General features: G+C 62.9%; 24 protein-coding genes and 2 pseudogenes. 21 read left to right on the plus strand and 5 right to left on the minus strand.

Annotated elements, in window-relative coordinates; all coding sequences use genetic code 11:
- Window positions 1-102 precede the first annotated feature (102 nt).
- A complete protein-coding gene (locus ACIOVF_RS25260; RefSeq protein ID WP_401293357.1) occupies window positions 103-1,929 on the plus strand; it encodes an FAD-dependent oxidoreductase in 1,827 nt (608 codons plus the stop codon).
- Here the strand turns inward: ACIOVF_RS25260 and ACIOVF_RS25265 are convergent.
- Both ACIOVF_RS25265 and ACIOVF_RS25270 read right to left on the minus strand, forming a co-directional pair.
- The gene (locus ACIOVF_RS25265; RefSeq protein ID WP_371128665.1) at window positions 1,919-2,791 is read right to left on the minus strand and encodes a methyl-accepting chemotaxis protein; all 873 of its coding nucleotides are present in this window, start codon (window positions 2,789-2,791) and stop codon (window positions 1,919-1,921) included. The genes ACIOVF_RS25260 and ACIOVF_RS25265 overlap by 11 nt on opposite strands.
- Window positions 2,774-3,544, minus strand: a pseudogene (locus tag ACIOVF_RS25270) (MCP four helix bundle domain-containing protein); the annotation flags it as partial. The pseudogene ACIOVF_RS25270 and the gene ACIOVF_RS25265, both read right to left, overlap by 18 nt.
- Window positions 3,545-3,818: 274 nt before the next feature.
- Here ACIOVF_RS25270 and ACIOVF_RS25275 point away from each other — a divergent pair.
- From ACIOVF_RS25275 to ACIOVF_RS25290, 4 genes and pseudogenes are all read left to right on the plus strand, one after another.
- Complete coding sequence (locus tag ACIOVF_RS25275) at window positions 3,819-4,049, plus strand: hypothetical protein (RefSeq protein ID WP_045202365.1); 231 nt, start codon at window positions 3,819-3,821, stop codon at window positions 4,047-4,049.
- On the plus strand, window positions 4,046-4,348 hold the full coding sequence (locus ACIOVF_RS25280) for a cell division protein ZapA (RefSeq protein WP_038998322.1): 303 nt from the start codon (window positions 4,046-4,048) through the stop codon (window positions 4,346-4,348). Before ACIOVF_RS25275 ends, ACIOVF_RS25280 begins: the two co-directional genes overlap by 4 nt.
- 201 nt (window positions 4,349-4,549) lie before the next feature.
- A pseudogene (locus tag ACIOVF_RS25285) lies at window positions 4,550-5,581 on the plus strand (cache domain-containing protein); the annotation flags it as partial.
- A gap of 132 nt (window positions 5,582-5,713) precedes the next feature.
- The gene (locus ACIOVF_RS25290) at window positions 5,714-6,442 is read left to right on the plus strand and encodes a methyl-accepting chemotaxis protein (RefSeq protein WP_401293444.1); all 729 of its coding nucleotides are present in this window, start codon (window positions 5,714-5,716) and stop codon (window positions 6,440-6,442) included.
- A 78-nt stretch (window positions 6,443-6,520) separates the two neighbouring features.
- Here the strand turns inward: ACIOVF_RS25290 and ACIOVF_RS25295 are convergent, their stop codons facing one another.
- Window positions 6,521-7,561 (minus strand): low specificity L-threonine aldolase, encoded by a 1,041-nt coding sequence (locus tag ACIOVF_RS25295; RefSeq protein WP_093378747.1) that lies wholly within the window; start codon window positions 7,559-7,561, stop codon window positions 6,521-6,523.
- Window positions 7,562-7,816: 255 nt separating this feature from the next.
- Here ACIOVF_RS25295 and glyA point away from each other — a divergent pair, with 255 nt between their 5' ends.
- From glyA to fdhA, 7 genes are all read left to right on the plus strand, one after another.
- On the plus strand, window positions 7,817-9,070 hold the full coding sequence (glyA, locus tag ACIOVF_RS25300) for a serine hydroxymethyltransferase (protein ID WP_195885194.1): 1,254 nt from the start codon (window positions 7,817-7,819) through the stop codon (window positions 9,068-9,070).
- A gap of 20 nt (window positions 9,071-9,090) precedes the next feature.
- Complete coding sequence (locus ACIOVF_RS25305) at window positions 9,091-10,341, plus strand: sarcosine oxidase subunit beta family protein (RefSeq protein ID WP_038998326.1); 1,251 nt, start codon at window positions 9,091-9,093, stop codon at window positions 10,339-10,341.
- Between the two features lie 14 nt (window positions 10,342-10,355).
- Complete coding sequence (locus ACIOVF_RS25310; protein WP_045199126.1) at window positions 10,356-10,685, plus strand: sarcosine oxidase subunit delta; 330 nt, start codon at window positions 10,356-10,358, stop codon at window positions 10,683-10,685.
- A complete protein-coding gene (locus tag ACIOVF_RS25315) occupies window positions 10,682-13,699 on the plus strand; it encodes a sarcosine oxidase subunit alpha (protein ID WP_213603043.1) in 3,018 nt (1,005 codons plus the stop codon). Before ACIOVF_RS25310 ends, ACIOVF_RS25315 begins: the two co-directional genes overlap by 4 nt.
- Before the next feature lie 137 nt (window positions 13,700-13,836).
- On the plus strand, window positions 13,837-14,469 hold the full coding sequence (locus tag ACIOVF_RS25320; protein ID WP_401293365.1) for a sarcosine oxidase subunit gamma: 633 nt from the start codon (window positions 13,837-13,839) through the stop codon (window positions 14,467-14,469).
- 11 nt (window positions 14,470-14,480) lie between these two features.
- Complete coding sequence (gene purU, locus ACIOVF_RS25325; protein ID WP_045199132.1) at window positions 14,481-15,338, plus strand: formyltetrahydrofolate deformylase; 858 nt, start codon at window positions 14,481-14,483, stop codon at window positions 15,336-15,338.
- Between the two features lie 104 nt (window positions 15,339-15,442).
- Complete coding sequence (fdhA, locus tag ACIOVF_RS25330; protein WP_045199135.1) at window positions 15,443-16,642, plus strand: formaldehyde dehydrogenase, glutathione-independent; 1,200 nt, start codon at window positions 15,443-15,445, stop codon at window positions 16,640-16,642.
- A 65-nt stretch (window positions 16,643-16,707) separates the two neighbouring features.
- Here the strand turns inward: fdhA and ACIOVF_RS25335 are convergent, their stop codons facing one another.
- Window positions 16,708-17,163, minus strand: coding sequence for an REP-associated tyrosine transposase (locus tag ACIOVF_RS25335; protein ID WP_258608387.1), 456 nt, complete (start codon window positions 17,161-17,163; stop codon window positions 16,708-16,710).
- Between the two features lie 490 nt (window positions 17,164-17,653).
- Between ACIOVF_RS25335 and ACIOVF_RS25340 the strand changes: the two genes are divergently transcribed.
- From ACIOVF_RS25340 to ACIOVF_RS25365, 6 genes are all read left to right on the plus strand, one after another.
- Window positions 17,654-17,959: a hypothetical protein gene (locus ACIOVF_RS25340; RefSeq protein ID WP_401293369.1), complete on the plus strand. Its 306-nt coding sequence runs from the start codon at window positions 17,654-17,656 to the stop codon at window positions 17,957-17,959.
- Window positions 17,960-18,131: 172 nt separating this feature from the next.
- Window positions 18,132-18,698, plus strand: coding sequence for a DUF2780 domain-containing protein (locus ACIOVF_RS25345; protein WP_045199137.1), 567 nt, complete (start codon window positions 18,132-18,134; stop codon window positions 18,696-18,698).
- Window positions 18,699-18,769: 71 nt separating this feature from the next.
- Window positions 18,770-19,198: a DUF350 domain-containing protein gene (locus tag ACIOVF_RS25350; protein ID WP_093378770.1), complete on the plus strand. Its 429-nt coding sequence runs from the start codon at window positions 18,770-18,772 to the stop codon at window positions 19,196-19,198.
- 16 nt (window positions 19,199-19,214) lie between these two features.
- A complete protein-coding gene (locus ACIOVF_RS25355; RefSeq protein WP_045199141.1) occupies window positions 19,215-19,982 on the plus strand; it encodes a DUF1190 domain-containing protein in 768 nt (255 codons plus the stop codon).
- Between the two features lie 13 nt (window positions 19,983-19,995).
- Window positions 19,996-20,592 carry a DUF1190 domain-containing protein gene (locus ACIOVF_RS25360; protein ID WP_401293373.1) on the plus strand — a complete coding sequence of 199 codons (597 nt, stop codon included), beginning with the start codon at window positions 19,996-19,998 and terminating at the stop codon, window positions 20,590-20,592.
- 9 nt (window positions 20,593-20,601) lie between these two features.
- On the plus strand, window positions 20,602-21,759 hold the full coding sequence (locus tag ACIOVF_RS25365; RefSeq protein ID WP_401293376.1) for a glutathionylspermidine synthase family protein: 1,158 nt from the start codon (window positions 20,602-20,604) through the stop codon (window positions 21,757-21,759).
- Here the strand turns inward: ACIOVF_RS25365 and ACIOVF_RS25370 are convergent, their stop codons facing one another.
- The gene (locus ACIOVF_RS25370) at window positions 21,760-22,647 is read right to left on the minus strand and encodes an acyltransferase (protein ID WP_045199146.1); all 888 of its coding nucleotides are present in this window, start codon (window positions 22,645-22,647) and stop codon (window positions 21,760-21,762) included. It abuts the gene before it with no gap.
- Between the two features lie 180 nt (window positions 22,648-22,827).
- Here ACIOVF_RS25370 and ACIOVF_RS25375 point away from each other — a divergent pair, with 180 nt between their 5' ends.
- From ACIOVF_RS25375 to creC, 3 genes are all read left to right on the plus strand, one after another.
- Complete coding sequence (locus ACIOVF_RS25375; RefSeq protein ID WP_258608375.1) at window positions 22,828-23,331, plus strand: ATP-dependent zinc protease; 504 nt, start codon at window positions 22,828-22,830, stop codon at window positions 23,329-23,331.
- 113 nt (window positions 23,332-23,444) lie between these two features.
- A complete protein-coding gene (creB, locus tag ACIOVF_RS25380; protein WP_045199148.1) occupies window positions 23,445-24,128 on the plus strand; it encodes a two-component system response regulator CreB in 684 nt (227 codons plus the stop codon).
- A complete protein-coding gene (gene creC, locus ACIOVF_RS25385; RefSeq protein WP_045199149.1) occupies window positions 24,128-25,561 on the plus strand; it encodes a two-component system sensor histidine kinase CreC in 1,434 nt (477 codons plus the stop codon). Before creB ends, creC begins: the two co-directional genes overlap by 1 nt.
- Window positions 25,562-25,647: the final 86 nt, after the last annotated feature.

The raw sequence follows: 25,647 nt of genomic DNA on the forward strand, positions 1-25,647 counted from the left end.
TGCTAGTTCAAGTGCCGTGTTTTTGATTGCCAATCAATATAACTATTGAAGACCCCCGGCTCTATGCTGTGAGTTCATCACTGCCTTCAGGCGGAGCCTGATATGTCCTCGATCCCTTCACGAATTCTTTCCGCCAAGCGTGTGCTGGATAATCAGGTTCGGGCGCTGATTCCAGACTTTCCTTTTGACTATGGGCAGTACCTGGCGGACAAGGGGCCGGCACCGCTTGGCCGAATCCAGCCACAGCATCATGGCCAGCAAGTGCTGGTGGTGGGGGCCGGCGTGGCCGGGCTGGTTGCCGCCTATGAAGCAATGCGCATGGGCCTGCATCCGGTTTTGGTGGAGGCCAGCGGACGCATAGGCGGGCGCCTGTATTCGACCGCGGTCAACGATAGCGTGCCGTTTGAGCGCGGTGCCATGCGCTTTCCGTTGTCGGGCCAGGCGCTGATGCATTACTTCAGCAAAGTGCGCATGCGGGATAACACTGAAGACTTTCCCAATCCCGGAAGTGCCGCCGCCGTTAGTACCGTCGTTGATTATGCCGACGAAAAATATTACTACGAAGTCGGCAATGACAACTTTCCCCGGCCGCCGGCGTTCGAGAACATTGAAATCAAGTTCTTCGATGAGTTTCTCGAGCAGGCGCCTATCCATTTCAAGGAAATGGAACACGCCATGTCTGCCGGGACAATAGACCCGGCGAAAATCAAACTGTTGTGGAATGCAATTTTGCGCGAAGGCTGGGACAACCTCAGCTTTCATGCCGCGATGGTCGAGCAGGCGCGTTGGCCTGCCGACGAGATTAACCTGTTCGGCCAGATCGGCTTTGGTACGGGTGGCTGGAACACCGACTTTCCCAATTGCTTTCTGGAAGTACTGCGGGTGCTGTATACCGGGCTGGATATCAACCACCTGTTGATGCGCGACGGTGCCGACCAGTTGCCCCTACGGCTTTGGCAGCAACCTGCAGCGGCCTTTGGTGATGACAGCGTGTTCTGGCCGCAGAACATGACCCTGGAAGAACTGGCGAGCGCGTTTCCGGGCGACCCGCTGCGCCAGGAAGTTCGGCAGATCAAGCGCCTGACAGCGGGCGAAGGTGGCGGTTTCGAAGTGCTCTGCCATGACCTGCAGAGCGGACGCGACCAACGCCTGCGCTACGCCAGTGTGGTCTACACCCCGCATGTGCGGATACTCGACAAGTTCCGCTACATGAACGGCGCCGAAGGCCTTGAGGCCAGCCGTTCGCTGCTGACGCAGCAGCAATGGGAAGCAGTGATGTATACCCACTACATGCAGTCGGCCAAGGTATTTGCCGCTACCCGCGAGCCGTTCTGGACCCAGCGCGGGCCGGACGGCAAGCAACTGATGAGTATTACCCTGTCTGACCGCCTGACCCGTGGCACCTACCTGGTGGACTACAGCCGAAACCCGGGAGCCTACAAAGGTAGTGGGGTTTTCTTGTCATATACCTGGAACGACGACAGCCTGAAGTTTCTCGGTGACCGTCAGGGCAGCCTGCCGCAACATGGCGAGTTGTGCACAGCCTTGCTCGATCAGGTTTATCCCGGCCTTGACCTGGCTTCGCATTTCCCTGCGGCAGACCCCTTTGTCGAGATCAACTGGGAGAACGAGCCTTTCTACCTTGGGGCTTTCAAGATGAACCTGCCGGGCCAGTACGAGTACCAGCGGCTGTTGTTCAGCCAGTTCAAGGAGGGCAGTGACGGTAGCGCGGTGGATGGCTTCATCCTGGCCGGCGACGATGTGTCCTGGACCGGCGGTTGGGCTGAAGGAGCGGTGACCACGGCACTTAATGCCGTGGACAAACTGGCCACGCGCTACAACAACGGCTTCAGCCCCGAGGGCGGTCCCATTGCGCAGTGGGACCCCCTCAAGCCGGCTGCGCTGGCCGATCTGCAGGTCAAACGCTAAAGCGCGACACCAGCCCGCTCAGGTCCACCGCCAGGCGCGACAGCTCGGCACTGGCGGCGCTGGTCTGGTGGGCGCCGGTGGCCGACTGCACCGAAAGATCGTTGATGTTGACCAGGTTGCGGTCGACTTCGCGGGCAACCTGGGCCTGCTCTTCGGCGGCGCTGGCGATCACCAGGTTGCGTTCGTTGATCTCGGCCACCGCGCCGGTGATGGTTTCCAGCGCAAGGCCAGCGCCACGGGCGATGTTCAGGGTCGACTCGGCGCGTTCGGTGCTGTTGCGCATGGAGTTGACCGCCTGCTCGGTGCCGCCCTGGATACTGCCGATCATCCGTTCGATTTCGCTGGTCGACTGCTGGGTGCGGTGGGCCAGGGCGCGCACTTCATCAGCCACTACGGCAAAGCCGCGGCCGGCTTCCCCGGCACGCGCCGCTTCGATGGCGGCGTTGAGTGCCAGCAGGTTGGTCTGGTCGGCCAGGCCGCGAATCACGTCGAGCACCTTGCCGATATCGCGCGACTCTTCCGCCAGGTTACCGATCAGTTCGGCAGTGCCTTGCACGTCGGTGCTCATGCGCTCGATGGCGCTGACGGTTTCCATGACCAGGTCACGGCCGTCACCGGCCGAGCGGGTGGCTTCCTTGGAGGCTTCCGAGGTGCTCACGGCATTGCGCGCGACTTCTTCCACGGCGCTGGTCATCTCGGTGACGGCCGTGGCGGCCTGTTCGATTTCGTTGTTCTGTTGCTGCAGGCCACGGGCGCTTTCGTCGGTGACGCTGTTGAGCTCTTCGGCCGCCGATGCCAGCTGGGTGGCCGAGCCGGAAATCTGCTGCAGGGTGTCGCGCAGCTTGTTCTGCATCTTGGCCATGGCCTTGAGCAGACGCGCTGCTTCGTCCTGGCCTTCGGCGTGGATGCTGCGGGTCAGGTCGCCTTCGGCAATACGCTCGGCGGCCTGCAGGGCTTCGTCGATCGGCTTGACGATGCTGCGGGTCAGCAGCAGGGCGCAGATCAGGGTCAGGGCGGTGGCGGCCAGCAGCAGGCCGATCACCAGAGTCACGGCATTGGAATATTGTTCGGCGGCGGTGCGGTTGATCTCGCTGGTTTGTTCGGTGTTGATGCTGACCAGTTGATCCATGACGCTGTTGATCTGCTCGGAGCTGTCGAGCATGTCGCGGTTGATCAGGTTGCGCAGGGTGTCCAGGTCATTGTTCTGCGAGGCCAGGCGCATGCGGTTTTCCAGTTGGCGGTACTGGCCCAGCAACTGTACGTACTGGTTGTAGGCCGAGCGTTCCTGGTTGCCGAAGATCAACGGCTCGTAGTTGCGGCGCGCGTCGTCGATCTGCTGGTTGCGCTGGTCGATCAGCTTGAGGGTGGCCTGCAGGGTGTCGGCTTCGCGGTTGAGCAGCAGGCGGTACGACAGGGTGCGCAGGCGCAGGGTCAGCTGGGTCAGTTGGTCGAGGTTGGTCAGGCTTGGCACCGTCGAGGTCTCGATGGTTTCGCCGGCCTGGCGAATCTTGCTCATCTGGTTCAGGGCGAACAGACCCAGGGCCAGCATCAGCGCACCGATCAGAGCAAAGCCCAGAAGCGCGCGCGGGGCGATATTCATGTTGCGTAGGGACATGGTGGTATCCAGGAGGGAAAAGGGCACGCGAACCGTGCGCAGGAGTCAGGACTGCCATGCCTATCGGTCGGCGGGGTAAAGACTTGAGCGGGCGAAGATGAAATTGTGAGGCAGCTATCTTTTTTCCTGACCGGTGGTAGGCAAAACGGGGAACCGGACCCGGATCGGCGGGTCAATCTGCACCAGGCCGAAGCGTCTAAACCCGATATCCCTGGCTAGCACGCGGACTTTTCTTTATCGTGTGCGCCCCCTGAAACACCCCGAGAAGGCAATCATGTTGGAAACTTCCCTTAGTCAACTGGAGCAACTGGTCAGCGACCTGGTGCAGAAGAATCAGGAACTGACCGAGCGCAACGCGCAAATCAGTGCCGAACTGGCCCAGGCCAAAGATGAAAACGACAGCCTGCAACTGAGCCTGCTGGAGCAGGAAGAAAAGCAGGGCGCTACCGCCGCACGCATCCAGGCCCTGGTTGAGCGTGCCAGCGTTGGTGCCGTGAACGCATGAAAACCTCAGCGCAGCCGATCAATGTCGTGTCGATCCTCGGCAGCGATTATTCGATCAAGGCCCCCGAAGGCCAGGAGCAGGCGCTGGCGCAAGCGGTGCAGATGCTCAATGCCTCATTGGCCGATACCAAGCGTAAATACCCGACCCTGATCGGTGACAAGCTGCTGGTACTGGCAGCCCTCAACCTGTGCTCGCAGCAGATCGAACTGCAACAGCAGCACCAGCAGGCCCTCGACCGTTACCAAGAGCAAGTCAACGCCACGGTCGATGTGATTGCGCGGACCATCAGCAACAGCTGATCGCCTCCAAAGCCCCAAGCTAAACCTTTTTGCCAGCTCACCGCCTTCGGGAGGGTGGGCCGGCATTGCTGTGGATCACTGTCATTATTGTATTTCCTGTTGTATACAATTGGCCTGTCTCTTGCACTACAGGGCTTATTTACCCAGGGGAAATACATGCAGTTCTGGCGGCGCAGTATCCAGTGGCAATTGATCGCAAGCATGGGCGCAGCGCTGTTGCTGAGCATTCTGGTGGTGGTCGGCATCTACAGCGTGGCGGTCAATCGGCTGACCGAGCGTTACCTGGTCGACACTGCCTTGCCGGCGAGCATTGAGGCGATTCGTAACGACATCGAGCGCATGCTTGGCCGGCCGCTGACGGCGGCGGCCGACATCGCCAACAACACCCTGCTGCGCGACTGGCTGGCGGCGGGCGAAGACAGTGCCCAGGCGCCGCAATTCATCGAGTACCTCGAAGCCCTGCGCAAGCACAACCAGGCCTTTACCGCGCTGTTTGCCGCGACCGCGAGCAACCACTACTACAACGAGAAAGGCCTGGACCGCACCCTGAGCCGCAGCAACCCGGCGGACAAATGGTTCTTCGGCTTCATCGACAGCGGCAACCCGCGGCTGCTGAACATCGACACCGATGGCAGCACCGGCGAACTGGCGCTGTTCATCGATTATCGGGTGGAAAAAGCCGGGCAACTGGTGGGCATCGCCGGGCTTGGCCTGCGCATGACCGAACTGTCCGAGCTGATTCACAACTTCAGTTTTGGCGAGCACGGGCGAGTCATGCTGGTGCGCGGCGACGGTTTGATCCAGGTGCATCCGCAGGCGCAGTTCAGCGGCAAGCGGCAGTTGGCCGAACAGATTGGTGGCGAGGCTGCCAAAGTTGTCTTGAGCCGTGAGCAGGGCCTGCACAGCAGCCGCTTCGAGCGCGATGGCGAGGGCTACCTGGCCCTCAGCCTGCCGCTGCGTGACCTCAACTGGACGCTGGTCGCCGAAGTGCCAGAAGCGCAGATCTACGCCCAGGTACGCGAGACCGTCTGGCTGACCAGCCTGATTGGCGGCGCAGTGGCGTTGGTGTCGCTGTTGCTGGTGGTGCTGCTGGCGCGCGGTATCGTCCGGCCGATCCGTCGCGTGACCGGAGCCTTGATGGCCATCGGCAATGGCGGTGGTGACCTGACCCAGCGCCTGGACGAAAACCGTGCAGACGAACTCGGCGACCTGGCCCGTGGCTTCAACCGCTTTCTCGACAGCCAGCGTGACCTGATCGGCGAGGTGCTGAGCACCAGCGAGCGCTTGCGGGCCTCGGTGGCGCAAGTCACGCTAGTGGTGGACAACACCGCCGAACGTTCCGGCCGCCAGCAGGAAATGACCGAGATGGTCGCCACCGCCGTCCATGAGATGGGCCTGACCGTGCAGGACATTGCCCAGAATGCCGGCAATGCCGCGCACGCCTCGCAAACCGCGCGCAGCGAAGCGCTACAGGCCCGCGACGTAGTGCGCCGCTCGATTGCCCATATCGAGGGCATGTCCGAGGAGATTGGCCAGGCGGCCAGTGCAGTGGAGGAGCTGGCTACGGAGGTGGCGTCGATCGACGAAGTGCTGGCGGTGATCCGCAGCATCTCCGAGCAAACCAACCTGCTGGCGCTCAACGCTGCCATCGAAGCGGCGCGGGCCGGTGAGATGGGCCGCGGCTTTGCCGTGGTCGCCGATGAAGTACGAACCCTAGCGCGGCGCACTCAGGTGTCCACCGATGAAGTGCAGCAAATGATTCTGCGCCTCAAGCAGGGTGCCGGCAGTGCGGTGGCGTCGATGCAGGCCGGGCAGGCGGCAACCGGCACGGGCGTGGAGTCGAGCCAGCAGACCGGTGCTTCGCTGGGGACCATCACCGAGCAGGTCGAGCACATCAGTGACATGAACCATCAGGTGGCGACAGCGACTGAAGAGCAGTCGGCGGTGACCGAGGAGATCAACCGCACGGTGCAGGGGATTTCCGACCTGGCGCGGGAAACGGCGGTGGATGTGCAGGGTTGCCGGGAGGAGTGCCAGGCGCTGCGCGGGCTGGCCGATGACCTGGCGCGGCAGATGGGTGGGTTTCGCCTTTGAAATTATCGCGGGGCAAGCCCGCTCCCACCGGATTTCATTGATCTTCGGTGGGAGCGGGCTTGCCCCGCGATAAGGCCCTCAAGCCCCCATCACCGCCCGGATATCCGCCGCCAGCTCACGTACCCGCGCCTCTTCGGTATCCCACGAGCACATGAACCGCGCGCCACCGCTACCGATAAAGGTGTAGAAGCGCCAGCCCTTGTTGCGCAAGGCTTCCAGCGCCGGCTCCGACATTTGCAGGAACACCCCGTTGGCTTCCACCGGGAACATCAGCTCAACCCCCGGCACATCGCGAACCAGTTCGCTGAGCAACTGCGCGCAGTGGTTGGCATGCACAGCGTGGCGCTGCCAGGCGCCGTCTTCCAGCAAACCGACCCACGGCGCGGACAAAAAGCGCATCTTCGACGCCAGTTGCCCGGCCTGCTTGCAGCGGTAGTCGAAGTCTTCGGCCAGCTCGCGGTTGAAGAACAGGATCGCTTCACCCACCGCCATGCCGTTCTTGGTGCCGCCAAAGCACAGCACATCGACTCCGGCCTTCCAGGTCAGCTCCGCCGGGCTGCAGCCGAGGAACGCGCAGGCGTTGCTGAAGCGGGCGCCGTCCATGTGCAGGTTCAGGCCCAGCTCCTTGCAGGTAGCGCTGATGGCCTTGAGTTCGTCCGGGCGGTAAACGCTGCCGACCTCGGTGGCCTGGGTGATGGTCACCACCCGCGGCTTGGGGTAGTGGATGTCCTGGCGCTTGAGCGCCACTTCGCGGATCGACTCGGGGGTCAGTTTGCCGGCTTCGCTGCGTGCGGTGAGCAGCTTGGAGCCGTTGGAGAAGAACTCCGGGGCGCCGCATTCGTCGGTCTCGACGTGGGCGGTCTCCGAGCAGATCACGCTGTGATAGCTCTGGCACAGCGACGACAGCGCCAGCGAGTTGGCGGCGGTGCCGTTGAAGGCGAAGAACACTTCGCAGTCGGTTTCGAACAATTTGCGGAAGTATTCCGAGGCACGTGCCGTCCATTGGTCGTCGCCGTAGGCGCGCTCGTGGCCCTGGTTGGCCTTTTCCATGGCGGCCCAGGCTTCCGGGCAGATACCTGAGTAGTTGTCGCTGGCGAATTGCTGGCTTTTATCTGGCATGACACTGTCCTGTGAATGACGCAGGTGAGCACTCTAAACCAAGTTCCGGGTGGCCGCCTATCGCTGGCAAGCCAGCTCCCACAGTGACCGTGTGGGAGCTGGCTTGCCAGCGATGCATGCGACATCGGCCCCCATGTCGTAAACGCACCTTTGCGTGGCGTCCGTAGGCATCTGGGCTGTCTGCGTCGGTCATACCATCGCTGCAAAAGGGCAATTGCCCGACAAGAACCGATGCCGCTGCCGGGAGAGACTGCGATGTTCAGCAAGCAAGACCAGATCCAGGGTTATGACGATGCACTGCTGGCGGCGATCAATGCCGAAGAGCAACGCCAGGAAGATCACATAGAGCTGATCGCCTCGGAAAACTACACCAGCAAGCGTGTCATGCAGGCCCAGGGCAGCGGCCTGACCAACAAATACGCCGAAGGCTACCCGGGCAAGCGCTATTACGGCGGTTGCGAGCATGTGGATAAAGTCGAGCAACTGGCCATTGACCGCGCCAAGCAGCTGTTCGGCGCCGATTACGCCAACGTTCAGCCGCACTCCGGCTCCTCGGCCAACAGCGCCGTATACCTGGCCCTGCTGCAGGCCGGCGATACCATCCTGGGCATGAGCCTGGCCCACGGCGGTCACCTGACCCACGGCGCCAAGGTGTCGTCCTCGGGCAAGCTGTACAACGCCGTGCAGTACGGCATCGACACCAACACCGGGCTGATCGACTACGACGAAGTCGAGCGCCTGGCGCTGGAGAACAAGCCGAAAATGATCGTCGCCGGGTTCTCGGCCTACTCAAAAACCCTCGATTTCCCACGCTTTCGTCAGATCGCCGACAAGGTCGGTGCTTATCTGTTTGTCGACATGGCCCACGTTGCCGGCCTGGTTGCCGCTGGCCTGTACCCGAACCCGCTGCCTTACGCTGACGTGGTCACCACCACCACCCACAAGACCCTGCGCGGCCCGCGTGGCGGCCTGATTTTGGCGCGCAGCAACGAAGAGATCGAGAAGAAGCTCAACGCCGCGGTGTTCCCCGGGGCCCAGGGCGGCCCGCTGATGCACGTGATCGCCGCCAAGGCGGTGTGCTTCAAGGAGGCGCTGGAGCCTGGCTTCAAGACCTATCAACAGCAGGTGATCGACAACGCCCAGGCCATGGCCGAAGTGTTCATCAAACGCGGTTATGACGTGGTTTCCGGCGGCACCGACAACCACCTGTTCCTGGTCAGCCTGATCCGCCAGGGCCTGACCGGCAAAGAGGCCGACGCCGCCCTGGGCCGTGCGCACATCACCGTCAACAAGAACGCCGTGCCCAACGACCCGCAGTCGCCGTTCGTCACCTCCGGCCTGCGCATCGGCACTCCGGCGGTCACCAGCCGCGGCTTCAAGGTCAGCCAGTGCGTGGAGCTGGCCGGCTGGATCTGCGACATCCTCGATAACCTCGGCGATGCCGACGTCGAGGCCGATGTTGCGAAGAACGTGTCGGCACTCTGTGCAGATTTTCCGGTTTATCGCTGAGTGGTCCAGGAGTAAAGACTATGCAACGTTACTCAGGCTTCGGCCTCTTCAAGCACTCGCTCAGCCACCACGAAAACTGGCAGCGCATGTGGCGCACGCCCACCCCGAAAAAAGTCTACGACGTGGTCATCGTCGGTGGTGGCGGGCATGGCCTGGCCACCGCCTACTACCTGGCCAAGGAACACGGCATCACCAACGTGGCAGTGGTCGAGAAAGGCTGGCTGGGTGGCGGCAACACCGCGCGCAACACCACTATCGTCCGCTCCAACTACCTGTGGGACGAGTCGGCGCACCTGTATGAACACGCGATGAAGCTCTGGGAAGGGCTGTCACAAGACATCAACTACAACGTGATGTTCTCCCAGCGCGGCGTCTACAACCTTTGCCACACCCTGCAGGACATGCGCGACTCCGAGCGTCGGGTCAGTGCCAACCGCCTCAATGGCGTCGACGGCGAGCTGCTCAATGCTCAACAAGTAGCTGAAGAAATCCCTTACCTGGACTGCTCGAAGAACACCCGCTACCCGATCATCGGCGCCACCGTGCAGCGCCGCGGTGGTGTTGCCCGTCACGACGCCGTGGCCTGGGGCTTTGCCCGCGCCGCCGACGCCCTGGGTGTCGACCTGATCCAGCAAACCGAAGTGATCGGTTTTCGCAAGGAAAACGGCGTGGTCATCGGCGTCGAGACCAACAAAGGCTTTATCGGCGCCAAGCGCGTCGGCGTGGTCACCGCCGGTAACTCCGGGCACATGGCCAAGCTCGCAGGTTTCCGCCTGCCGATCGAATCGCATCCGCTGCAAGCACTGGTGTCCGAGCCGCTCAAGCCGATCATCGACAGCGTGATCATGTCCAACGCCGTGCACGGCTACATCAGCCAGTCGGACAAGGGCGACCTGGTCATCGGCGCCGGCATCGACGGCTGGGTCGGTTACGGCCAGCGCGGTTCGTACCCGGTGATCGAGCACACCCTGCAGGCCATCGTCGAAATGTTCCCGATCCTCTCGCGGGTGCGCATGAACCGCCAGTGGGGCGGCATCGTCGATACCACCCCGGACGCCTGCCCGATCATCTCCAAGACCCCGGTGAAGAACATGTTCTTCAACTGCGGCTGGGGCACCGGCGGCTTCAAGGCCACCCCGGGCTCGGGCAACGTCTTTGCCGCAAGCCTGGCCAAGGGCGAAATGCACCCGCTGGCCAAACCCTTTTCCATCGACCGTTTCCACAACGGTGCACTGATCGACGAACACGGCGCCGCCGCTGTCGCCCACTAACAGGAGAAATCCCCATGTTGCATATCTTCTGTCCCCACTGCGGCGAGCTGCGCTCCGAAGAGGAGTTCCACGCCGCAGGTCAGGCGCACATTCCCCGGCCGCTGGACCCCAACGCCTGCTCCGACGAGGAGTGGGGCGACTACATGTTCTTTCGCGATAACCCCCGTGGCCTGCACCACGAGCTGTGGATTCACGCCGCTGGTTGCCGCCAGTACTTCAACGCCACGCGTGACACGCTGACCTACGAAATTCTCGAAACCTATCCGATCGGCGCCAAGCCGCAGGTCACCGGCAAGAACACCAGCCCGCAGTTGGCAGTCAGTGGTCAGGGAGAAAAGGTATGAGCCAGGTCTATCGTCTGTCCAACGGCGGTCGTATCGATCGCAGCAAAGTCTTGAACTTCACCTTCAACGGCCAGACCTACCAGGGCTTTGCCGGTGACACCCTGGCCGCTGCACTGCTGGCCAATGGCGTGGACATCGTCGGGCGCAGCTTCAAGTACTCGCGCCCCCGCGGGATCATCGCCGCAGGCAGCGAAGAGCCCAACGCCATCCTGCAGATTGGCGCCACCGAAGCCACCCAGGTGCCTAACGTGCGCGCCACCCAGCAGGCGCTGTACGCCGGCCTTGTGGCCACCAGCACCAACGGCTGGCCGAATGTGAACAACGACGTCATGGGCATCCTCGGCAAGGTCGGCGGCAAGCTGATGCCGCCGGGTTTCTACTACAAGACGTTCATGTACCCGCAGTCGTTCTGGATGACCTACGAGAAGTACATCCGCAAAGCCGCAGGCCTTGGCCGTGCGCCGCTGCAGAACGACCCGGACAGCTACGACTACATGAACCACCACTGCGACGTGCTGGTGGTCGGCGCCGGCCCCGCCGGCCTGGCCGCAGCCCTGGCGGCTGGCCGCAGCGGCGCGCGGGTGATCCTCGCCGATGAACAGGAAGAGTTTGGCGGCAGCCTGCTCGACAGCCGTGAAACCCTCGATGGTAAACCGGCCGCCGACTGGGTTGCGGCAGTGGTGGCCGAGCTCAAGGCACTGCCGGAAGTCACCCTGTTGCCACGGGCCACGGTCAACGGCTACCACGATCACAACTTCCTCACCATTCACGAGCGCCTGACCGACCATCTGGGCGATCGCGCGCCGATCGGCCAGGTGCGCCAGCGCATGCACCGGGTACGCGCCAAGCGTGTGGTGCTGGCGACTGGCGCCCACGAGCGGCCTTTGGTGTACGGCAACAACGATGTGCCGGGCAACATGCTCGCCGGTGCGGTCTCGACCTACGTGCGCCGCTATGGCGTGGCGCCGGGGCGCAAGTTGGTGCTGTCGACCAACAACGACCATGCCTATCGCGTGGCCCTGGACTGGCACGACGCCGGCCTGAACGTGGTCGCCGTCGCCGATGCCCGCCACAACCCGCGCGGTTCGTTGGTGGAAGAGGCGCGGGCCAAGGGCATTCGCATCCTCACCTCCAGTGCGGTGATCGAGACGCGCGGCAGCAAGCACGTGACTGCAGCCCGGGTTGCCGCCATCGACGTCAAGGCGCATAAGGTCAGCAGCCCCGGCGAGTGGCTGGATTGCGACCTGGTAGCCACCTCCGGCGGCTACAGCCCGGTGGTGCACCTGGCTTCGCACCTGGGCGGCAAACCGGTCTGGCGTGAAGACATTCTCGGTTTCGTACCCGGTGAAGCACCGCAAAAACGCGTGTGCGTGGGTGGCATCAACGGTGTGTTCGCCCTTGCCGACACCCTCGCCGATGGTTTTGAAGGCGGCGTGCGCGCCGCCACCGAAGCCGGTTTCAAGGCGGTGCTGGGGGTGATTCCGAAAGTCCTGGCACGCCAGGAAGAACCAACCGTGGCGCTGTTTCAGGTGCCCCACGACAAGAACACAGCACGGGCGCCGAAGCAGTTCGTCGACCAGCAGAACGACGTCACCGCCGCTGCCATCGAACTGGCTACCCGCGAAGGCTTCGAGTCGGTCGAGCACGTCAAGCGCTACACCGCGCTGGGCTTTGGTACCGATCAGGGCAAGCTGGGCAACATCAATGGCCTGGCGATTGCCGCCCGTTCGATGGGCATCACCATCCCGGAAATGGGCACCACCATGTTCCGCCCCAACTACACGCCGATCACCTTCGGCGCGGTGGCGGGCCGGCACTGCGGGCACCTGTTCGAGCCGGTACGCTTTACTGCCCTGCATGCCTGGCATGTGAAGAACGGCGCCGAATTCGAAGACGTCGGCCAGTGGAAGCGCCCCTGGTACTTCCCGCGCAACGGCGAGGACATTCATGCCGCCGTGGCTCGCGAGTGCAAGGCGGTGCGTGACAGCGTCGGCCTGCTCGACGCCTCGACCCTGGGCAAGATCGACATCCAGGGCCCGGACGCGCGCGAATTCCTCAACCGCATCTACACCAACGCCTGGACCAAGCTCGATGTTGGCAAGGCCCGCTACGGCCTCATGTGCAAAGAAGATGGCATGGTCTTCGACGACGGCGTCACCGCCTGTGTCGGCGACAACCACTTCATCATGACCACCACCACTGGTGGCGCGGCGCGGGTGCTGCAGTGGCTGGAGATCTACCAGCAGACCGAATGGCCGGACCTGAAAGTGTACTTCACCTCGGTCACCGACCACTGGGCCACCCTGACCCTGTCGGGCCCCAACAGCCGCAAGCTGCTCAGCGAAGTCAGCGATATCGACCTGGACAAGGACGCCTTCCCGTTCATGACCTGGAAGGAGGGCCTGGTCGGCGGTGTGCCGGCGCGGGTGTTCCGTATCTCGTTCACCGGCGAGCTGTCGTATGAAGTCAACGTCCAGGCCAACTACGCCATGGGCGTGCTGGAGAAGATCGTCGCTGCTGGCAAGCAATACAACCTGACCCCGTACGGTACCGAAACCATGCACGTACTGCGCGCCGAGAAGGGCTTCATCATCGTCGGCCAGGACACCGACGGCTCGATGACCCCGGACGACCTCAACATGGGCTGGTGTGTTGGCCGCACCAAGCCGTTCTCGTGGATCGGCTGGCGCGGGATGAACCGCGAAGACTGCGTGCGCGAGAACCGCAAGCAGCTGGTCGGGCTCAAGCCGGTCGACCCCAACAAGTGGCTGCCAGAAGGCGCGCAACTGGTGTTCGACCCGAAACAAGCGATCCCGATGGACATGGTCGGTCACGTCACCTCCAGCTACGCCAGCAACTCCCTGGGCTATTCGTTTGCCATGGGTGTGGTCAAGGGCGGGCTCAAACGCATCGGCGAACGGGTCTACTCGCCCCAGGCCGATGGCAGCGTGATCGAGGCCGAGATCTGTTCTTCGGTGTTCTTCGATCCGAAGGGTGAACGGCAGAACATCTAACGCAAGGTTGAAGCAGTACCTGTGGGAGCGGGCTTGCCCGCGATGCAAGGCGAAGCCTTGCGGGGCTCCCATCGCTGGCAAGCCAGCTCCCACAGGGATCGCGTTACCAGGTCCACAGAATTCAAGGCAGGTGTGTAATGAGCACGATCAACGTCTACCAGCAACGCCCCGGCAACGACGCCAAGGCTGAAACGCCGCTGCACCACGCCGACCTGCCGAGCCTGATCGGCAAGGGTCGAAAAAACGCCGGGGTAACCCTGCGCGAGAAAAAACTCCTCGGCCACCTGACCCTGCGAGGCGATGGCAAGGACCCGGCCTTTGCCGGCGGTGTGTTCAAGGCCCTGGGCCTGGAGCTGCCGGTGGCCCTGACCGTGGTTGCCAACGGCGAGATGTCGCTGCAGTGGCTGGGCCCGGATGAATGGCTGCTGATCGTCACCGGCGGTGAGGAATTTGCCGTCGAGCAAAAGCTGCGCGACGCCCTCGATGGCCTGCACGTTCAGATCGTCAACGTCAGTGGCGGGCAAACCGTGCTGGAACTGAGCGGCCCCAACGTGCGCGACGTGCTGATGAAATCCACCAGCTACGATGTACATCCAAACAACTTTCCGGTGGGCAAGGCCGTCGGCACGGTGTTCGCCAAGTCGCAACTGGTGATCCGCCGCACCGGTGAAGAAACCTGGGAGCTGCTGATCCGCCGCAGTTTCTCCGACTACTGGTGGCTGTGGCTGCAGGACGCTTCCGCCGAATACGGTCTGAGCATTCAGGCTTAAGGAGCAATGCCATGAGTCGTGCACCGGACACCTGGATTCTCACCGCCGACTGCCCGAGCCTGCTCGGCACGGTGGATGCGGTGACGCGTTACCTGTTCGAGCAGCACTGCTACGTTACCGAGCACCACTCGTTCGATGACCGGCTGTCCGGGCGCTTTTTCATTCGCGTGGAATTCCGCCAGCCGGATGATTTCGACGAGGCCAGCTTTCGCGCAGGCCTGGCCGAGCGCGGCGCGGCGTTTGGCATGCTGTTCGAGCTGACCGCGCCCAAGCACCGGCCGAAAGTGGTGATCATGGTCTCCAAGGCCGATCACTGCCTTAACGATCTACTCTATCGCCAGCGTATCGGCCAGTTGAGCATGGATGTGGTGGCGGTGATCTCCAACCACCCGGACCTCGAGCCCCTGGCCCACTGGCACCGCATTCCCTATTACCACTTCGCCCTCGACCCCCATGACAAACCGGCGCAGGAGCGCAAGGTGCTGCAGGTGATCGAAGAGTCCGGCGCCGAGCTGGTAATCCTTGCCCGCTACATGCAGGTGCTGTCGCCCGAGTTGTGCCGCAAGCTCGACGGCTGGGCGATCAACATCCATCACTCGCTGCTGCCCGGCTTCAAGGGCGCCAAGCCCTACCACCAGGCCTACAACAAGGGCGTGAAACTGGTCGGTGCCACCGCGCACTACATCAACAACGACCTCGACGAAGGGCCGATCATCGCCCAGGGCGTCGAGGCGGTGGACCACAGCCATTACCCCGAAGACCTGATCGCCAAGGGCCGCGATATCGAGTGCCTGACCCTGGCGCGGGCGGTGGGCTATCACATCGAGCGGCGGGTGTTCCTCAACGCCAACAGAACGGTAGTGCTCTGACGGCCGCCATCGCGGGGCAATAACAGATTCCAGTAACACAGCGCTGCCTACGGGCAGCGCACTTTGCACCGCTACATAACAACAAACTTTAGCGAGGTGAAAGCATGTCTGGTAATCGTGGTGTGGTGTATCTCGGCGCTGGCAAGGTCGAGGTGCAGAAGATTGACTACCCGAAAATGCAGGACCCGCGCGGTCGCAAGATCGAGCACGGGGTGATCCTGCGGGTGGTCTCCACCAATATCTGTGGCTCCGATCAGCACATGGTCCGCGGTCGTACCACGGCCCAGGTCGGCCTGGTGCTGGGCCATGAAATCACCGGCGAAGTCATCGAGAAGGGCAGGGACGTCGAGAACCTGCAGATCGGTGACCTGGTTTCGGTACCCTTCAACGTCGCCTGCGGCCGCTGCCGCTCATGCAAAGAGCAGCACACCGGCGTCTGCCTCACCGTCAACCCGGCCCGCGCCGGCGGTGCCTATGGCTATGTCGACATGGGCGACTGGACCGGTGGCCAGGCCGAATACGTGCTGGTGCCTTACGCCGACTTCAACCTGCTGAAACTGCCGAACCGCGACAAGGCCATGGAGAAGATCCGCGACCTGACCTGCCTGTCGGACATCCTCCCTACCGGCTATCACGGCGCGGTGACGGCCGGGGTTGGCCCGGGCAGCTCGGTGTACATCGCCGGTGCCGGCCCGGTGGGCCTGGCTGCAGCGGCGTCGGCGCGCCTGCTGGGCGCTGCGGTGGTGATCGTCGGCGACGTCAACCCGGTGCGCCTGGCCCACGCCAAGGCCCAGGGTTTCGAAATTGCCGACCTGTCCCAGGACACCCCGCTGCACGAGCAGATCGCCAACCTGCTGGGCGAGCCGGAAGTCGACTGCGCGGTCGATGCCGTGGGCTTCGAAGCCCGTGGCCACGGCCATGCCGGTGCCAAGCACGAAGCGCCGGCCACCGTGCTCAACTCGCTGATGGGCGTGGTGCGGGTTGCCGGCAAGATCGGTATCCCTGGCCTGTACGTCACCGAAGACCCGGGCGCGGTGGATGCCGCGGCGAAGATCGGCAGCCTGAGCATCCGTTTTGGTCTTGGCTGGGCCAAGTCGCACAGCTTCCACACCGGGCAGACCCCGGTGATGAAATACAACCGCCAACTGATGCAGGCGATCATGTGGGACCGCATCAACATTGCCGAAGTGGTGGGTGTGCAGGTGATCAGCCTCGACCAGGCACCTGAAGGCTATGGCGAGTTCGATGCCGGCGTGCCGAAGAAATTCGTCATCGACCCGCACAAGCTGTTCAGCGCGGCCTAAAAACATCGCGGGGCAAACCCGCTCCCACTGTGCCTGTGGGAGCGGGCTTGCCCCGCGATAGGGTTTCACAGCCAAACCGCATCCCAATGCGGATAATCTCCCAGCCTCTTCACCAGCCCGGCCCGCAGCGGGTTGGCCACCACATAGCGCGCCACCGCGCATACATTCTCTTCTCGACGCAACCCATGGTCATGGTACCCAGGCTGCCACAGCCTGCCTTGCAGTGTGCCGAGCTTGTACAGCGCACAGCGGCTGCGTGACTTGAAGCGGCGCATCAGGCAGGCCAAGGAGCCCTGCTGCAGTTCGATCAGCCAGTGCACGTGATCGGGCATCACCACCCAGGCCAAGGTGCGAGCGGCGCCTTCGAGTTGTGCCTGGCGAAACTGCCTGGGGATGCAGCGGGCGGCGTGGAAGTTGTCGAATATTGGCACTCGGTCGCGAGTAATGCTGGTCAGCAGGTACAGGCGGCCGGGTTCGGAGAAACGACCGCGGCGCAGGCGATGGGAAGCGGGACTGTCCATGTCTTGGCTCCTTGGTTGGTGAATATTCAAGGTAGATGCCGGACGGTGGCGACAGTGGACCCGATTGAATCCTGATGTTGCCAGGACCTTTGTGGGAGCGGTGCGGCGACCCGACTTGCCCCGCGATAGAGGTCTGCCAGTCACATCGGATCGCGGGGCAAGCCCGCTCCCACAAAAGTGGGTGACGGTGTTACTTCTGGATGTTTCCAGGCTGGTTAATTTTGGTCCTAGGAAATAACCTACGCAGTCTGTCGATGCCGTTCTGATTGCCCTTGGAAACTCGGCCTTCTAGGCTCTCCGGATCGCTGTAGGTTCAGCGATCGGGTGTGGAAACCTGAACGGTATTGGTTGCAGTCGTTATGGCGGCTGTGCGCGGGAGACCTTCGGGTCTGCCGGGTTTTCCAATGCCTCGGTTTTCCACCCCGCGTACAGCTGCCACCTTTCGTGTGGAAACGAACGGTGCCAGCCTGACTCGCATTGGATACCGATCATGAAAAAACTCGTCCCAGACCCCCCAGCCTCTCTCTGCTCAACCCTCGAAAAACCTTTCGGCGACTGTGCCGCCGGTCACCCCCAACTCTTTTCTGTAAACGCCGGTATTGCCCCGCATGACGCGCTGGTACATATCGCGTTGTATCTGCGCTGCGCCTATGACACGGGGTACAAGGCTTTTGAAGGGGTTGATGAGTCAGCCAAGGGCGTTCTCTGGTCCACCTTGCACTCGGTGGAGATGGCCAAGGGCTTGGTAGAAGCCTTGCTGGATGCTCTGGAGAATCGGGAGCTGAACCAAATGTAGAACCACGGTGTGGGAGCGGCCGTGCGGCGACCCGACTTGCCCCGCGATAGAGGCCTGTCAGTCACATCGCATCGCGGGGCCAGCCCGCTCCCACCGGGTACAAGGGAACAATCCCCCGCGCACAAGGTCGAAACCTCGTTTTCCCTGCCTTAACGGCTGACGAGGTATTTCGATGAAACGTTTCGCACTGGTCACCTTGGTGGCCCTGGCTGCCACTCCGGTATTTGCAGGCTTCAGCCTCAATGACGCGGCCAATGTCTACAACGCCGCCAAGGGCAACAGCGGCGATGCCGCGGTACAGGCCCCCGCTGCTTCGGCGAACCTGCTCAATACCCTCGGCAGCGAACTGAAAGTCACCCCCGAACAAGCCATCGGCGGCACCGGCGCATTGCTGGGCCTGGCCAAGAACCAGCTCAACAGCGGCGATTACGAGCAACTGAGCAAAGCCGTGCCCGGCCTTGACCTGCTTTCCGGCGAGAAGGCCCTGGGCGGTTTGAACGGTCTGGGCACGCTGCTGGGCAAGAGCGACAAGTCCTCGGCCCTGAGCAATGCCCTGGGTAATGTCAAAGACACCAATGACCTCAACAACGCCTTCAGCGCGCTGGGCATGGACACCGGCATGATCGGCCAGTTCGCGCCGTTGATCCTGCAGTACTTGGGCCAGCAAGGCGTCGGCGGCTCGCTGTTGCAGAGCCTGGGCAGCCTGTGGGGCACAGGGGCGGGCGTGCCTTCCGTGTAAGCCAGCTATTTGCGCGGGCGGGGCGGTGTGCTATATGTCCCGCCCCGTTTTACAAGGAAGTGTGATTCGCCATGTTCATGGACGCCCTGAAGATGTCTTTGCCTGCCGACGCCGTGCTCGGCTTTGTGGTCTACATGCTCGGCGCCGCCGTGCTGTTCGGCCTCTACGCATTCATCTACACCCGCCTGACCCCCTACAACGAATTGCGCTTGATCCGCGAAGGCAACAATGCCGCCGCCATTGCCCTGGCCGGTGCCTTGATCGGTTTTGCGATTCCGGTGGCCAGTGCCATTTCCCATTCGATTTCGCTGCTCGACTTCCTGCTCTGGGCGCTGATTGCCGCAGTGGTGCAGTTGCTGGCGTTCGTGGTGGTCAACCGCTGCGTCAAAGGCATGGCTGAACGGGTTGCCCGCCAGGAAACCGCCTCGGCCATTTTGCTGGCCGCCGTGTCCATTGGTATTGGCCTGCTCAACGCCGCCTGCATGACCCCCGCCGCCTGATCAGGGACGATCGACAATGAAACGCAGCAAAACCATTCGCCTGGTCGCCCTCGGCAGCCTGCCGCTGGTGCTGTCCGCCTGTGGCGACCGGCCGACCAAAATCATCAGCGAAACCAAGCGCTACCAGGACGTCGACTATTGCGTCATGGACGGCAAGCCGCGCCAGGTGTGCCAGCAAGCCTGGGTCGCCGCGCAGAACCACCATGCCGCCAACGTCCCGCGCTTTTTGACCGCCGAGGCCTGTGAGGCAGTCTATTTCAAGTGCGATTTTCGCCGTTACGCCAACAACTACGTGCCGCCGATGGAAGGCTTTGCCCTGACCACCGAACGCCAGGTGTACGCCGACGATGAGGACAACAGCAGCAGTTCGTCGACCAACAGCTCATCGTCGAGCGGCGGCTCCGGCGGCGGTCGTCGCTATTACGAGTACACCGACACCGATGCGCGCTATTCGACCGAGGCGATCTATCACGAGCGCGACGGGCGCAATGCGTTCAAGGTCAGCACCCTGACCGAGCAAGTGGCAAACCACAATTACTACGCCGGCCTGGACACCTCGCACCCGGCCTCGCAGCCGTTCAGCGAAGCCGCGCAGCATGCGGCGGCGAGTGGCGGCGGTAGCGCCGTTGCCGGCAGCGACCCGGCGCACGTGGGCAGCGCCCATCCGGCGATTATCCCCATGGCCCAGACTAACAAGCTGATCAGCTCGGCCCGGCCGTTCGCGGTGGGTACCCACAACGGTTTTGTCTCGCGTGCTTCGGGGCGTGGCGGCTTCGCTTCCTGAACGAGGTCAGCCGATGAAACGCAGCAAATCCCTGCGCCTGCTGGCCTTGGGTAGCCTGCCGCTGGTACTCAGTGCCTGCGACAACCAGGTGGCGGCAATCAAGCCGTATAGCGAGGTGCGTCACCATCAAGGGGTGCAGCAGTGCATTGGCAGTGGCACCCGCGCTGAAGCGTGCAATGAGGCACGGGATGTCGCGCAGCAGCTGCACTATGCCCACGCGCCGCGCTTTGATGACCTCAACGCCTGCCAGCTGCGCTTTGAGCGCTGCCAGCAGGTCGAGGGCAACGGCTTTTTCCTGCCGGCCATGGACGGTTTCAAGCTGACCACCGAGCGCCAGGTCTACGACGACGGGGTGCCGATCGACCAGGCGCACTGGACCAGCCTGCGCTACGTCGATGCCGCACCGCGCTACCTGGCGGAGCCTGTGTACCGGGCGCGGACGGGGCGCGAGGCGTTTGTCAGCAGTGCATTGAGTGAACAGGGCAGAGCTGACGTGGCGCCTGCCCAATTGCGTGTTTTCGGCGGTAACAGCTATGGCTCGACGCGTTGGTTGACCCTGGATAGCAACGGGTTCAACAGCCGCTCGTCGCTACGCGGCTACAGCACCTGAGGATTGCAGATGAAGCGAATTTCCATCGCCCCGCGCCCGGACTGGCGTGCCACCGCCGAGCAGTTCGGTTTCAATTTCCACACCTTCGGCGACGAGCCCTACTGGGACGAGTCGGCCTATTACCAGTTCAGCCTGCGGCAGATCGAAGACGATCTTGAAGAGCCCACCCGCGAACTGCATGAGCTGTGCATGGCGCTGGTGGCCGAGGTGGTCGACAGTGAAGAACTGCTCGAGCGCCTGGCGATCCCGCCACCGTACTTCGATTTGATCCGCCGCTCGTGGCGCGACGGCCACCCGCATTTCTACGGGCGCATGGACCTGTGTTACGACGGCAAGGGCCCGGCCAAGCTGCTGGAGGCCAACTACGACACGCCGACGTCACTCTACGAAGCCAGTTTCTTCCAGTACCTGTGGCTGGAGCAGCAGATGCAGCGCGGCATGCTGCCGGCCGACGCCGACCAGTTCAACAGCTTGGAAGACAAACTCACCCAGGTGATGGGTGCTAATACCTTTGCCACGCCGTTCTACTTTTCTTCGGTGAAAGACTCGATCGAAGACCGCGGCACCGTCGAATACCTGCGCGATATCGCCCTCGGCGCCGGGCTCGATGCGCGCCTGGTAGACATGGAAGACATCGGCCTGAGCCGCGGCGGGCGTTTTGTCGATGATGTTGGCGCACCGATCCCGAGCCTGTTCAAACTCTACCCCTGGGAAGACATCTTCCATGACCCCTACGGCCCGGCGATCGCCACCAGCGGTACCTTGTTCGTCGAGCCGCCGTGGAAGGCGATCCTTTCCAACAAGGGCATGCTGGCGCTGCTGTGGGAGCGCCACCAGGGTCATCCGAACCTGCTGCCGGCGTTCATCGAGCAAGCGCCGGGCGCGAGTCTCGACAAGGGCTGGGTGCGCAAGCCGTTCTTCTCGCGCGAAGGCGCCAACATCGAGATCCACACCGGCAGTGGCAAGCGGGTGGTCGAAGATGGCCCGTATGGCGGCGGGCCGAGCATCATCCAGCAGTTCCAGGCGCTGCCGCGCTTTGGCGACAGCTACACGGTGATCGGCAGCTGGGTGGTCGGCGACCTGCCGGCGGGCATCGGCATTCGTGAAGACAACTCGCTGATCACCAAGGACAGCAGCCGCTTTTTGCCCCACGCGATCATCGACTGATCAGCGCAGCTCGGCGCGCAAGGCCTCGATGCGGGCGTCCTTGGCGTGCCAGAGCTGGTTGACCCAGTCCTGCACGGTCTGGCGAAACACCGGGTCGTTCTCGTAGTCGCCGCTCCACAGTGCCGGGTCCAGCTCATGTACCTGGATGTCGATGATCACCTTGGGCAAATTGCCGCTGAGCAGGTCCCAGAACCCTGGGGCCTTGTCGCCGGGGTAGACGATGGTGACATCCAGCAGGGCGTCGAGCTGTTCGCCCAGCGCCGCCAGCACGAAGGCCACGCCGCCGGCCTTGGGCTTGAGCAGATGCTTGAAGGGTGACTGTTGGGCGGCGCGCTTGGCCTCGGTGAACCGCGTGCCTTCGAGGTAGTTGACCACGGTCACCGGCTGGCGCTTGAACAGCTCGCAGGCGGCCTTGGTGATTTCCAGGTCCTGGCCCTTGAGCTCGGGGTGCTTGTCGAGGAAGGCCTTGCTGTAGCGCTTCATGAACGGGTAGTCCAGGGCCCACCAGGCCAGGCCCAGCAACGGTACCCAGATCAGCTCCTTTTTCAGGAAGAACTTGAAGAACGGTATGCGCCGGTTGAGCACCTGGATCAGCGCCGGGATATCCACCCAGCTCTGGTGGTTGCTGACCGCCAGGTACGAGGTGTCGAGGCGCAGGTCGGCGGCGCCGCGCACGTCCCAGATGGTCGGGATGCACAGGCGGAAGATCAGTTTGTCGATTTCGGCCCAGGTTTCGGCGATCCACATCACCGCCCACGAGGCATAGTCGCGGTAACGGCCGGGCAGGACCAGTTTGAGCAGGGCAAAGACCATCAGCGGGCCGATCAGGACCAGGGTGTTGAGCAGCAACAGCAAGGTCACAAGAATGCCCGTCAGCAAGCGGCGCATAAGAAAGCTCTTATATTCAAGTAAGCGGTCGACAATGATAAGCACCCGGTCGGCGTACGCCAAATGCTCCGGTCTGCTCCCGCCGGACAAATGTTTCACATTGTGTTGAATAAGCTATTGGCGCGAACCTATCCTGCCTTCGCAGTCTAAACACTGTCTTATCTCAAGGAAGCGGATCCTGTGAAATCGGTACTTGCACTGCTGTCCCTGTTGGCCCTGCCGGTCATGGCCGCCGAGCCGACCCTGTATGGCCGCTACGAATACATCAAACTGCCGGAAGTCGGTGGCCAGACCTTCAAGGCCAAGATGGACACCGGCGCGCTGACCGCTTCGCTGTCGGCCAAGGACATCGAAACCTTCACCCGTGACGGCGAAGAGTGGGTGCGCTTTCGGGTCGCCACCAAGGACGCCGACGGCAAGGTCTATGAACACAAGCTGGCGCGCATCAGCAAGATCAAGAACCGCGCCGATGAAGACGAAGACGGCGAAGGCGCCGAGATCAGCAAGCGCCCGGTGGTCGACCTCGAACTGTGCCTGGGCGACGTCAAGCGTACTGTCGAAGTCAACCTGACCGACCGCAGCAGCTTCAACTACCCGTTGCTGATCGGTGCCAAGGCGCTGCGCGAGTTCAAGGCGGCGGTAAACCCGGCGCGGCGCTTTACCGCAGACAAACCGAGCTGCTGAGCAGCTCACTAGCTGCAAGCTTTAAGCGACAAGCTGCAAGAAAAAGCGGTTCAGTGTAACTTCACGCGATCCGCTTCTTCTTGAAGCTTGTCGCTTGAGGCTTGCCGCTCCAGATGCCCCACATTTTAATTGTCGAAGACGAAGCGGCCATCGCCGATACGCTGATTTTCGCCCTGCAAGGCGACGGTCACAGCACCGAGTGGGTGACCCTGGGCAGCGCCGCGCTGGAGCAGCAACGCCAGCGCCCGGCCGACCTGATCATCCTCGACATTGGCCTGCCGGACATCAGCGGTTTTGAAACCTGCCGGCAACTGCGCCGTTTCAGCGAGGTGCCGGTGATGTTCCTCAGCGCTCGCGATGGCGAAATCGATCGGGTGGTGGGCCTGGAAATCGGCGCTGACGATTACGTGGTCAAACCCTTCAGCCCCCGCGAAGTGGCGGCCCGGGTGCGGGCGATCCTCAAGCGCATGGCGCCGCGCGCGGAACCTGTGGTGAGCGCCGCCGAGCTGTTCCAGGTCGATACCCTGCGCATGCAGATCCACTACCGTGGCCAGGCCCTGAGCCTGACCCGCCACGAGTTTCGCCTGCTGCAAAGCCTGCTGGAGCAACCGGAGCGGGTGTTCAGCCGCGAGCAACTGCTCGATGCCGTCGGGGTCGCCGCCGATGCCGGCTACGAGCGCAGCATCGACAGCCATATCAAGAGCCTGCGTGCCAAGCTGCGTGCGGTGGCAGCCGACGCCGAGCCGATCCAGACCCACCGCGGCCTGGGCTACAGCTACAGCCCGAGCCATAGCTGATGCGCCTGGGGATCCGGATTTTCCTGGTGTACTTCCTGTTCGTCGGGCTGACCGGCTACTTCATCCTCAGCACTGTGCGCGAGCAGATCCGCCCCGGTGTGCGCCAGTCCACCGAGGAAACCCTGGTCGACACCGCCAACCTGCTGGCGGAAATCCTCCACGACGACGTCAAGGCCGGCACCCTTGGCCAGAGCCGTTTGCCGGTGCTGCTGCGCGCCTACGGCCAGCGCCAGCCCAAGGCCGATATCTGGGGCTTGTCGAAGAACCAGGTCAACCACCGCATCTATGTCACCGATGCCCAGGGCAAAGTGCTGCTCGACTCGGCCGGCGTGGCGGTAGGCGAGGACTATTCGCGCTGGAACGACGTCTACCTGACCCTGCGCGGCCAATACGGTGCACGCTCGACCCGCAGCAACCCGGACGATCCGGATTCGTCGGTGATGCACGTGGCGGCGCCGATCCTCGATGACGGCAAGATCATCGGCGTGATCACCGTGGCCAAGCCGAACAAATCGCTGCAACCCTATATCGACCGCTCCGAGCGGCGCCTGCTGTACCTCGGCCTGGGCCTGATCGGCCTTGGCCTGCTGGTGGGCGCGGCATTGTCGTGGTGGCTGGCGCGCTCGCTGCGCCGCCTGACGCGCTACGCCCAGGCGGTCAGTGAAGGCGAGCGCACGGCGTTGCCGCATTATCGCGGTGGTGAGTTGTGGCAACTGGCGGCGGCGGTGGAGCGCATGCGCACCCAGCTTGAAGGCAAGGATTACGTCGAGCGCTATGTGCACACCCTGACCCACGAGCTGAAAAGCCCGTTGGCGGCGATTCGCGGCGCCAGCGAGCTGCTCCAGGGGCCGATGAGCGACGAACAGCGCCAGCGTTTTGCCGGCAATATCGAAAGCGAAAGCGCACGTATGCAGCAATTGATCGAACGCCTGCTCAACCTGGCTCAGGTCGAGCAGATGCAAGCGCTGGAAGAACAGCAACAGGTGCCGCTGGCAGCATTGGTCGACGAGCTGCTGCTGGCCCAGGGCGCGCGGATCGAAAGCGCCGAGCTGCAGGTGCGTCAGCGTCTGCCCGCGGGCGCGCGCCTGCTGTGTGACCCGTTCCTGATGCGCCAGGCCATCGCCAATCTGCTCGACAACGCCTTGGACTTCACCCCTCCAGGCGGTTTGTTGGTGTTCGAGCTGGAACATGGCGATGGCCGCGTGGCCTTGAGCCTGTTCAACCAGGGCGAGTCGATTCCGGACTACGCCCTGGGCCGGCTCAGTGAGCGTTTCTATTCGCTGCCGCGACCGTTCAGTGGGCGCAAGAGCACCGGCCTGGGGCTGAACTTCGTCGAAGAGGTGATGCAGTTGCATGGTGGCGCGCTGGAAGTGGCCAACGTCGAGGACGGCGTGCGCGTACGGTTGTGGCTGCCGGCCAAGCGCCTGGGCTGAAAACTTCACAGAGTCTGCACACAGGCTCCACATAAGTCCGCAAGGGCTCCATTTCGTTTGCGCAGACTCTGCCCATCGAAACCGGA

It is taken from the genome of Pseudomonas sp. NPDC087612 (assembly GCF_044743505.1).
GTDB lineage: Bacteria > Pseudomonadota > Gammaproteobacteria > Pseudomonadales > Pseudomonadaceae > Aquipseudomonas.

Excerpts from the sequence above, each read along its gene's own strand:
- ACIOVF_RS25260 (WP_401293357.1), top strand. The coding sequence starts at position 103 with ATGTCCTCGATCCCTTCACGAATTCTTTCCGCCAAGCGTGTGCTGGAT.
- ACIOVF_RS25265 (WP_371128665.1), bottom strand. The coding sequence starts at position 2,791 with ATGGCCAAGATGCAGAACAAGCTGCGCGACACCCTGCAGCAGATTTCC.
- ACIOVF_RS25275 (WP_045202365.1), top strand. The coding sequence starts at position 3,819 with ATGTTGGAAACTTCCCTTAGTCAACTGGAGCAACTGGTCAGCGACCTG.
- ACIOVF_RS25280 (WP_038998322.1), top strand. The coding sequence starts at position 4,046 with ATGAAAACCTCAGCGCAGCCGATCAATGTCGTGTCGATCCTCGGCAGC.
- ACIOVF_RS25290 (WP_401293444.1), top strand. The coding sequence starts at position 5,714 with ATGGTCGCCACCGCCGTCCATGAGATGGGCCTGACCGTGCAGGACATT.
- ACIOVF_RS25295 (WP_093378747.1), bottom strand. The coding sequence starts at position 7,561 with ATGCCAGATAAAAGCCAGCAATTCGCCAGCGACAACTACTCAGGTATC.
- glyA (WP_195885194.1), top strand. The coding sequence starts at position 7,817 with ATGTTCAGCAAGCAAGACCAGATCCAGGGTTATGACGATGCACTGCTG.
- ACIOVF_RS25305 (WP_038998326.1), top strand. The coding sequence starts at position 9,091 with ATGCAACGTTACTCAGGCTTCGGCCTCTTCAAGCACTCGCTCAGCCAC.
- ACIOVF_RS25310 (WP_045199126.1), top strand. The coding sequence starts at position 10,356 with ATGTTGCATATCTTCTGTCCCCACTGCGGCGAGCTGCGCTCCGAAGAG.
- ACIOVF_RS25315 (WP_213603043.1), top strand. The coding sequence starts at position 10,682 with ATGAGCCAGGTCTATCGTCTGTCCAACGGCGGTCGTATCGATCGCAGC.
- ACIOVF_RS25320 (WP_401293365.1), top strand. The coding sequence starts at position 13,837 with ATGAGCACGATCAACGTCTACCAGCAACGCCCCGGCAACGACGCCAAG.
- purU (WP_045199132.1), top strand. The coding sequence starts at position 14,481 with ATGAGTCGTGCACCGGACACCTGGATTCTCACCGCCGACTGCCCGAGC.
- fdhA (WP_045199135.1), top strand. The coding sequence starts at position 15,443 with ATGTCTGGTAATCGTGGTGTGGTGTATCTCGGCGCTGGCAAGGTCGAG.
- ACIOVF_RS25335 (WP_258608387.1), bottom strand. The coding sequence starts at position 17,163 with ATGGACAGTCCCGCTTCCCATCGCCTGCGCCGCGGTCGTTTCTCCGAA.
- ACIOVF_RS25340 (WP_401293369.1), top strand. The coding sequence starts at position 17,654 with ATGAAAAAACTCGTCCCAGACCCCCCAGCCTCTCTCTGCTCAACCCTC.
- ACIOVF_RS25345 (WP_045199137.1), top strand. The coding sequence starts at position 18,132 with ATGAAACGTTTCGCACTGGTCACCTTGGTGGCCCTGGCTGCCACTCCG.
- ACIOVF_RS25350 (WP_093378770.1), top strand. The coding sequence starts at position 18,770 with ATGTTCATGGACGCCCTGAAGATGTCTTTGCCTGCCGACGCCGTGCTC.
- ACIOVF_RS25355 (WP_045199141.1), top strand. The coding sequence starts at position 19,215 with ATGAAACGCAGCAAAACCATTCGCCTGGTCGCCCTCGGCAGCCTGCCG.
- ACIOVF_RS25360 (WP_401293373.1), top strand. The coding sequence starts at position 19,996 with ATGAAACGCAGCAAATCCCTGCGCCTGCTGGCCTTGGGTAGCCTGCCG.
- ACIOVF_RS25365 (WP_401293376.1), top strand. The coding sequence starts at position 20,602 with ATGAAGCGAATTTCCATCGCCCCGCGCCCGGACTGGCGTGCCACCGCC.
- ACIOVF_RS25370 (WP_045199146.1), bottom strand. The coding sequence starts at position 22,647 with ATGCGCCGCTTGCTGACGGGCATTCTTGTGACCTTGCTGTTGCTGCTC.
- creB (WP_045199148.1), top strand. The coding sequence starts at position 23,445 with ATGCCCCACATTTTAATTGTCGAAGACGAAGCGGCCATCGCCGATACG.
- creC (WP_045199149.1), top strand. The coding sequence starts at position 24,128 with ATGCGCCTGGGGATCCGGATTTTCCTGGTGTACTTCCTGTTCGTCGGG.